This window comes from Bacillus sp. ISL-78 (assembly GCF_018613455.1).
Taxonomy (GTDB): domain Bacteria; phylum Bacillota; class Bacilli; order Bacillales; family DSM-1321; genus Peribacillus; species Peribacillus frigoritolerans.
In genome coordinates, this window is sequence record NZ_JAGGQC010000016.1 from 48,642 (window position 1) to 57,001 (window position 8,360).

Here is an 8,360-nt window from a genome sequence, read left to right on the forward strand (position 1 = left end):
AAAAAAATTTGTCGAATAATGGCGAAAAAAATAGAAATAGGGTACTAGATTGTAACTGAGAGGAGAATTTTTTAAATGAAATCTACAGGTATTGTTCGTAAAGTTGATGAGTTAGGCCGGGTGGTTATTCCAATCGAACTTCGTCGTACATTGGGTATCGCTGAGAAGGACGCTCTTGAAATCTATGTGGATGATGAGCGCATCATCTTGAAAAAATACAAACCAAACATGACTTGCCAAGTTACAGGTGAAGTTTCCGATAACAACCTTACACTTGCTAATGGTAAATTGATTCTTAGTCGTGAAGGTGCAGAATTACTTATTCAAGAAATTCAACAAAACTTCACTGCTTCTAAATAAATGATAAAAAAAACTTCCGTTCTTCGGAAGTTTTTTTATGCTCATTATTATTTTATATCAATGTGATACGCTTGATATACATCTCGTTTTTGTAGATTGCGATCTTTTGCGACCTGCTTGATTGCGTCCTTTGAAGTGAACTCCTTGGTTTCTATATAATGATTAACATGACCGACGATATCAAGGGCCATCCACCAAGCCTCTTCCGATTCATCCTCCGACCATTGCCCGCCTTCTATTATTAAACAGAACTCACCGCGAATTTCGGATTCCATCGCCCATGTCAAGGCCTCACTCACAGTCCCTCGAATGAACTCTTCAAATTTCTTCGTTAACTCCCGGCATAATACTATACGACGGTCACCTAAAATTTCATGCATATGTTTCAATGTTTCTTTCAATCGATGTGGCGATTCATAAACGATCCAAGTTGATTCCATTTTTTTTAACTTTTCCAGTTCCTGCTTTTTTTCTTTTGTTCCCCTTTGTAGAAAACCATAGAAGTAAAAAGGCTGGGGAACCAGTCCAGATGCGATCAATGCAGTTAATGCAGCATTTGCCCCCGGCAACGGAATGACTTTAAACTGTTCGGCAATGGCATCTTTGACCAGTTCATATCCCGGGTCGGATATCGTCGGCAAGCCAGCATCACTTACCAATGCGATGACCTCTCCAGATCGAAGCCTCTCAAGCATTTGCTTCCCGCTATATTCCTTATTATGTTCATGATAGCTGACGATAGGTGTCGAAATTTCAAAGTAGTTGCATAATTTCTTCGTATTTCGCGTGTCCTCAGCAGCAATGACATCCGCTTCCTTTAAGATTCTTAAAGCCCGGAAACTCATATCCTCAAGGTTTCCTATCGGTGTAGGAACCAGATATAGAGCCGGCTCCAATCCTTCTTTTTCAAAACTCTTTTGCTGCCACATATCATGTATCCTCCTTTGCCATCCACTTTTCCTTTTGTTTTCTTGTTAATTGCTTAAATTTATATTCAGCTTGCATGGCCAATGTCCGTGTTTCGAATATTTCATGATAAATCAGTTCAACCGGTGTCCGGCCACGTGTATACTTAGCGCCCCTGCCTTGATTATGAACCTCAATCCTGCGGTGCAAATCATTGGTATACCCAGCATAAAAACTGCCGTCCCTGCACTTTAAAACATAAAAATAATGCTTATTCCTCTCCATATAGAATCCTTCTAATTTCGGGATTATACTCATTTTGATCATTATATACAACAAGCGGGGGAAGAATCTTCAAATCAGGGTTGCCGTCCTTTATCCCTTCTATAAGAATCGTATTCGCTTCTTTTGAACTCTTAGGATAAACGAATTGCAGTCGCTTCGGTTCAATTCTGTACATCCTCATGAAATGCAGGATATCCATCAGACGGCCCGGTCTATGAACGAATGCGGCTTTCCCACCTTGACGCAGCAATTGGCTTGAAACACGCATGACATCCTCAAGATTACACATGATTTCATGTCGGGCAATTGCAAAGTGCTCATTTTTGTTAATTTCCTCGATGGATGGCGTCGGGAAATAGGGTGGATTGCAAGTAACGACATCATATTTGCTATACCCTATCTGCTTTGGAATCTCTTTTATATCTCCATGAATCATCTCGATTTGGGAGGTCACGCCATTATAGTCCATGCTCCTCTGTGCCATGTCATATAACCGCTCTTGAATTTCAACACCGGTAATTGTCCCTTTTGTTCTTGTACTCAGCAGCAAAGGTATGACCCCATTGCCTGAGCAAAGATCGACGATTTTCCCTTTTTGAATCGGTACATTCACGAACCTTGATAATAAAACGGCATCTAATGAAAAAGAGAACACCGATGGGCTCTGGATGATCCTTAAATTCTCAGCCAATAGATAATCCAGGCGCTCATCTCCATTAAGTTCTACCATTGCTGTTACCCTCCTAATCATGTATGGAAAAAGCATGTTTAGGGACCATGCTTCTAAGTTACTGTCGTACAAAAAGGGGCCTGACTCATAGTATGCGTCAGACCCCGAATCACTATATATTGTAAACCGGTCTATCTATCACGTAAAAGAGATGGAACATCTTTTATATTATCCATTATCACTTCTTGTTTAAAAAAGATAAACAGAACAGGCAATCCCCTTCTTTTCGTAAACTGCCAAAATGCAGATTACAAATATGAAAGCCTTCTTGATAGATACGGGCTAAGTTATCATAGCCTTCCCCGATATCCAAAACCTTTTCCGCACTTGGAGTACGGTTTTTCACTTTTTGTTTGACCTTAACTGCAGCAGGCGCACTTTCGACTTCCACAAGGCCCAAACGATGGCGCAAATGCTCGTTTTCCAGCTTGACCGACTGATTTTCCTCAAGGATTTCAGCTAAGTTCTGCTTCAATTCTCCAAGCTGCTTATATAATTGGCCTATCTGGGTTTCCATATTGGTCACCGAATCAAAAATATTTTTCTTATCCACGCTCTCCCACCACCTTAATAATCTGTGGCTTGAATAGAAACGGCTCCCTCTTTTAGAATCTCATCTAGAGTATACTCTAATACTCTTTCTTGCTCGATTAGTTCAATCTGAAGTACGCGTTCTAGAATATTAAGCCCCACTACCTTGCCTTTGCCACCAGGCGTATTAATCATTTCACCTAAATCAGGAAGCATTTCCTTCGCACTTTCATACTCATCATTTTCATATTTCAGACAGCACATCAATCGACCGCATAAACCTGAGATTTTTGTAGGGTTTAATGATAAATTCTGATCCTTCGCCATTTTGATGGAAACCGGTTCAAAATCTCCAAGAAATGTGGAGCAACAAAGCATTCTGCCACAAGGCCCGATGCCACCAAGCATCTTTGCCTCATCCCTTACCCCGATTTGGCGCAGTTCTATGCGAGTTCTGAATATGGCAGCTAAATCTTTGACTAAATCACGGAAATCCACGCGACCATCCGCTGTAAAATAAAACACGACTTTATTTCTGTCGAAAGTATATGACACATCAACCAGCTTCATATCCAGCTTATGTTCCACAACCTTTTGACAACAAATAGTGTAAGCCTCTTCTGCAGCCGCCTTATTCTCGTCTACAATCAGCTTATCTTTTGCATCAGCGACCCGAAGTACTTTTTTCAATGGCAGGACAACATCGTTTTCATCTACTTGTTTACGGGCTGTAACGACTTTACCGAATTCAACACCGCGGACAGTCTCCACTATTACAAAATCGTCCTTAGGAATTGCGAATTCACCCGGATCGAAGTAGTATATTTTGCCCGCCTTTTTAAAACGGACACCTACAACATCATACAAATCATGATCCCTCCTGCAAATTCAGCACAAGCTGTTCCATCAACAGCTGTGGATTCGTGTTGGACATCAGCTTCCTTTTTGCTTCCAAAATGCAACCCATATGTTCAGCAAGGCGTCTTGGGGAAAGATGAAGAGCGTGAGTTTCAAATTCCTTCAGTTTATTTTGGAACACAACGAAGTCCTTTTTGTCCAACTGAATGTATAATAAATCCTTATATATAAGAAGTAACAAATCAAGACCTCTGTCAACCTGTTCTCTTTCTTTAAAGTGTGTGAACCAATCCGTCTGAAGGTACAGCATTGCCTTCAAGGAATTAAGTTTTAACACTTCATATAATTTTACCACTATTTTTTGAGCTTGTACAAACCATTCATCATGGCTAAGTTCGATTCCAGCTTCCACATTCTGTGTGATGTGGGCAATAACCGAGGCCAGCTGTGGTTCTAACTCCTGTTCTATCAGCTTCCGTTTCACATTCTCCGGAGATAATGGCTTGAACGAAATCACTTGGCACCTTGATAATATAGTCGGCAGAATCCTCTGAAGCTGTTCAGTCATCAATATTGCTACAGTATCAGCCGAAGGTTCTTCTAAAAATTTCAATAGACTGTTGGCTGCCCCCACCGACATTTTGTCAGCATCGGCAATCATATAAACCTTCCGATCTGCCTCTACGCTCTTTTTCGAAAATTCTTCCTGAAGCCCCTTGATTTGCTCTTTCTTTATTGAGAGACCGTCTTTTTCTATCAAATGGACATCTGGATGATTCCCACTTGAAATCCGTTTGCAATTCCGACAAAGTTCGCATGGCTCATAACCTGCTGTCGGGGCTTCACATAGCAAGCTTTTGGAAAAGGCATAGCTTATCTCTTGCTTGCCTGTCCCTTTTTCCCCTTCAAATAAATACGCATGAGCCACCCTGTTCTTCGTTATGCTATTTTGCAGCATCGTCATTACCTGCGGCTGAATTTCACTCATGTCCTGCCATGTTTTATCCAAAACCATCAACTCACTTAAGTATATAAATTAATCAGAAGACCTTTAATCTCGCCAATCATTTCCAATATTTCAAGCGAACTTTTCTCTTTATTAAGAATTTCCTCGCTTAACTCAACTAATTTTGCATCTATCGTTTCCACGGTTTTCAATGGCCGGCTCTGTCCATATTCATTCCAGCTCGTTGATTGCTTCAGTTCCAGTCCATATTCAACCGCTTCTTTAACAAATCGTTTCACCAATGCTTTATATTTTGCCAATTCCCTAAAAGTACGTGACCTTACTAAACGCTGACCCGCCCCTTCGATATCGCCTATCAAACGGTTTAATGTTTGGATTTGCATCTTTTGATCCTGTGTCTGGACCATTTGTTGAAATCTGCCATTTCTGGTTTGAAATTGTTTGGCATCCTGACGCGATTTATCCAGCTTAATAGGGATATCATGGTTGATTTTCATAATGAACCTCCCTAAAACTAACCGTTAAAATTGTAAAAAGTTTTCAACCGGCAGAACAAAAATGGTTGCACCGCCCACTTGAATCTCCACTGGGTAAGGTACATATGACTCGGCATTCCCGCCCATCGGTGAAACCGGTGAAACTAATTGGGATCGTGACTGACAATTCTGTTTGATGATCTGGATGGCTTGGTCAACACGTTCATCCTCTGTTCCAATCATAAAAGTCGTATTACCTGATTTTAAAAACCCGCCAGTGCTGGCTAACTTGGTCGTTCCGAAATTATTTTCCACTAATTGATTCAGCAGGCGATGACTATCCTTGTCTTGAACGACAGCAATGATCATTTTCATTCTCATCATCCTCCGGTTACTCTGAATTTTTACTAACTACATTATATCAAATAGTATTGGTTGAATAATATGGAAACCTATATAATCAGTTTCCCGCTTTCGCTAAAAAATCCAATAAGCTGGCTTTCGTTTCCTCAAAGACTTCTTCTATTGTCCGGCCTGCATCCACGATAATGAAACGTTCTTTCCATCTATTTATAATGAACTGATAACCTTCACAAACTTTTTTATGAAAGTCGAGGGCTTCAAGATCCAGCCGGTTCACTTCCCGTTCCCCATTGGACTGGATGCGTTTCAATCCCTCTTCTGGATCGATATCAAAAAAAAGCGTGGCATCTGGCATCATATCTCCAATTGCAAATTTATTGATATTGTAAACTTCTTCTATATCCAAACCCCTTGCATGACCCTGATAGGCTAACGAGCTATCTATAAACCGGTCACAGAGGACAATTCCCCCTCGTTCCAGCTCAGGCATGACCACTTCCACTAAATGCTGACGTCTTGCTGCTGCGTATAATAAAGCCTCTGTCCTCGAGTCCATGGCTGTATTATCTTTATTAAGGATCACTTCCCTAATTTGCTCCGAAATGGGAACTCCCCCTGGCTCACGGGTTAATAGAACTTGATAGCCTTCTTGTTGCAGAGCCTTGCCAAGCATTTGGGTAATGGTTGTTTTCCCGGCACCCTCAGGCCCTTCCATTGTTATAAAAATACCACGTTTCATCGATGTACCTCCAAGGTTCTTTGTATGTAGTATATCATTTTAACCAGTCTGCCCGCTTTCATAAACGATTAATTCTCCGTTTGAAAGGGAGGAACCACCATGAAACCTTGATCCCATTTCCAGCAGTCTCCTCAAATTGGATATATGTTCAGGAGTAATCATTTCCCCGGACATAATTAAAGGGATGCCCGGCGGATAAGGAATGACCATCTCGGCGGATACCTCTCCGACTGCTTTCCGTAATGCGACAGGTCTTGCTTTGCTATGCTTCATGACGGAGTAGGGCATTTCAAGCCCTGTCATTGACCTTCCATCAGGCCAGAGAACCCGAAGATCTGCTTCCTTATTTCCAGTTCTGTTATGAGTGGCACTTTTTATAGTTTGTATGATTTCATGAAATGGAAAATCGGTACCCCTTTTTAATAAGGGTAAAATCATCAATAAATTATCAGGATCAGCCAACTCCGTAAAAATGCCTTCAGCTTCACATAGCTGCTGTAACTCAAACCCGCTCAAACCATTTGTTGATTGAATGACCACTTTCAACGGGTCCGCCGCAGTACCTAGTGGCGCCTCCAGCACCCTTACTGTTTCCAGGGCACCTAATTCGCCTCTGAAATCTAATATCTTTTCAATAAGGTAACTTTTATCTTCTGATGTAAAAGCGGCTAAGAAGGCCCTGGCCAAGTCAAGCGATCCCATAATTGGGTAAGATGGACTGCTCGACTGAAGCATTTGTAAATAGAATGCTACTTGATCGACATCAACTAAGGATGAATTCACATGAAGAAATGACCCCATCGTCATGGCCGGCAGTGTTTTATGCGCTGAATGGACAACGGCGTCTGCCCCTGCCAAAATAGCCGACTTTGGAAACGGACTTCCTAACTTAAAATGAGCGCCATGTGCCTCGTCCACCAGCACAGGGATCCCTTTTTGATGTGCGAGTCTTACCATTTCCGTCAAGTCTTCACCAATTCCATAATAATTAGGATAGGTAACAATGATGGCTTTTGCATCTGGATGTAAACTCAAGGCTTCTTCAATTAAATTTGATCCCACACCGCCGGCAATGCCCCATTTCTCATAATAATCCGGTTGCAAAAAAATCGGTTGTACATTCGCTAACATCAATCCATGTAAAATTGATTTATGGCAGTTTCTTTGGACAAGGACTTTATCACCTTCCCGGCAGGCAGCAAGAATCATGGCAATGTTGCCTACTGTTGACCCATTAACGAGAAAATAACTTCGCTTTACCCCATATAGATCAGCAAGTAGTTGCTCGGACTTTAGAATGACCCCCGCTGGAGCATGCAGGTCATCTAAACCGCTTATTTCCGTGGCATCAATACCAAGCAGGGGGTTGTATAAGGCTTGGCCCTTTTTATTAAACACCCATCCATTTTTATGCCCTGGGACATGCAGGGATATGGAGCTTTTTTTATGAAAAGCACTCATTGCATCGAACAATGGTGTCTGTGATTGATTCATTTTTCTCTTCCCTCATATCATAGTATTTTTTCATTTTATCAAATAAGTACAATTTTATCTCATATTGCGTCGACAGAAAGGCAATTATGGATCTCTGAACAGTCTGTTTGGAGGGAACTTACAGAAACATAGGAGCATGTTGCCAAGCATTCTTCTAAAGTACCAAAAAAAGAATCAGAGACTAAAGAAACACACATTTCTTTTATCTCTGATTCTTTAACTTTCCACAAACTATTTTTTCATGATAATATTTCAGGATTAGTGATTTTTCTTAATTTCTTTAAGTAATATTGGTACTTGGGATCGTTCGTATCCGTCCCGATCATATCCCTTTCGCATTCCTCACAAATAAAAGTCGTATATAGATGTATACCCATTCCTTTAACTTGTTCACAAACCGCGCACGTTTCCCCTGCCGTTGTTTTGGTTGTTGTTGTCCCCAACATCTCCACCTCCATACCTGCATTCTCCCCAAAAACCATTGTTCGCATACATTGATTTAAATAGTTTAAGAGAACCCGGGGATGCTTTTAACAATGTATGATGAAGAATTTCAATACGTGTATGTCTTCATAAAAGTTTCCATAATTGATAATCCCTTTATATCCAATGATTTTTCTTTGCATTAAGCAAAAAAAGACCAGCCGGATG

12 protein-coding genes are annotated in these 8,360 nt (G+C 41.0%); 1 reads left to right on the plus strand and 11 read right to left on the minus strand.

The genetic code is table 11. The features are described 5' to 3' along the window. The first annotated feature begins 75 nt into the window (after positions 1-75). Entirely contained in the window at positions 76-360 is a 285-nt protein-coding gene (locus tag J7I96_RS16795) for a transition state genes transcriptional regulator AbrB (RefSeq protein WP_048689982.1), read from the plus strand. Between the two features lie 47 nt (positions 361-407). Here the strand turns inward: J7I96_RS16795 and rsmI are convergent, their stop codons facing one another. The 11 genes from rsmI to J7I96_RS16850 all read right to left on the minus strand — a co-directional run bounded on the left by rsmI (position 408) and on the right by J7I96_RS16850 (position 8,167). Further along, on the minus strand, positions 408-1,289 hold the full coding sequence (rsmI, locus tag J7I96_RS16800; RefSeq protein WP_214774376.1) for a 16S rRNA (cytidine(1402)-2'-O)-methyltransferase: 882 nt from the start codon (positions 1,287-1,289) through the stop codon (positions 408-410). A 1-nt stretch (position 1,290) separates the two neighbouring features. Next, complete coding sequence (locus tag J7I96_RS16805; RefSeq protein WP_214774379.1) at positions 1,291-1,551, minus strand: GIY-YIG nuclease family protein; 261 nt, start codon at positions 1,549-1,551, stop codon at positions 1,291-1,293. After that, the gene (locus tag J7I96_RS16810; RefSeq protein WP_034316362.1) at positions 1,538-2,281 is read right to left on the minus strand and encodes a tRNA1(Val) (adenine(37)-N6)-methyltransferase; all 744 of its coding nucleotides are present in this window, start codon (positions 2,279-2,281) and stop codon (positions 1,538-1,540) included. The genes J7I96_RS16805 and J7I96_RS16810 overlap by 14 nt, the downstream gene beginning before the upstream one ends. A 178-nt stretch (positions 2,282-2,459) precedes the next feature. Then, positions 2,460-2,834, minus strand: coding sequence for a DNA replication initiation control protein YabA (yabA, locus tag J7I96_RS16815; protein ID WP_214774383.1), 375 nt, complete (start codon positions 2,832-2,834; stop codon positions 2,460-2,462). 14 nt (positions 2,835-2,848) lie between these two features. Next, positions 2,849-3,679, minus strand: a complete 831-nt coding sequence (locus J7I96_RS16820; RefSeq protein ID WP_034316366.1) for a PSP1 domain-containing protein — start codon at positions 3,677-3,679, stop codon at positions 2,849-2,851. Between the two features lies 1 nt (position 3,680). Next, entirely contained in the window at positions 3,681-4,685 is a 1,005-nt protein-coding gene (holB, locus tag J7I96_RS16825; protein ID WP_396020114.1) for a DNA polymerase III subunit delta', read from the minus strand. Positions 4,686-4,693: 8 nt separating this feature from the next. Then, complete coding sequence (locus tag J7I96_RS16830) at positions 4,694-5,134, minus strand: YaaR family protein (RefSeq protein WP_214774385.1); 441 nt, start codon at positions 5,132-5,134, stop codon at positions 4,694-4,696. 24 nt (positions 5,135-5,158) lie between these two features. Further along, positions 5,159-5,488 (minus strand): cyclic-di-AMP receptor, encoded by a 330-nt coding sequence (locus tag J7I96_RS16835; RefSeq protein ID WP_034316369.1) that lies wholly within the window; start codon positions 5,486-5,488, stop codon positions 5,159-5,161. An 85-nt stretch (positions 5,489-5,573) separates the two neighbouring features. Then, a complete protein-coding gene (tmk, locus tag J7I96_RS16840; RefSeq protein ID WP_214774387.1) occupies positions 5,574-6,215 on the minus strand; it encodes a dTMP kinase in 642 nt (213 codons plus the stop codon). Between the two features lie 39 nt (positions 6,216-6,254). Next, entirely contained in the window at positions 6,255-7,709 is a 1,455-nt protein-coding gene (locus tag J7I96_RS16845; protein WP_214774389.1) for an aminotransferase class I/II-fold pyridoxal phosphate-dependent enzyme, read from the minus strand. Positions 7,710-7,948: 239 nt separating this feature from the next. After that, entirely contained in the window at positions 7,949-8,167 is a 219-nt protein-coding gene (locus J7I96_RS16850; protein WP_081088802.1) for a sigma factor G inhibitor Gin, read from the minus strand. Positions 8,168-8,360 lie beyond the last annotated feature (193 nt).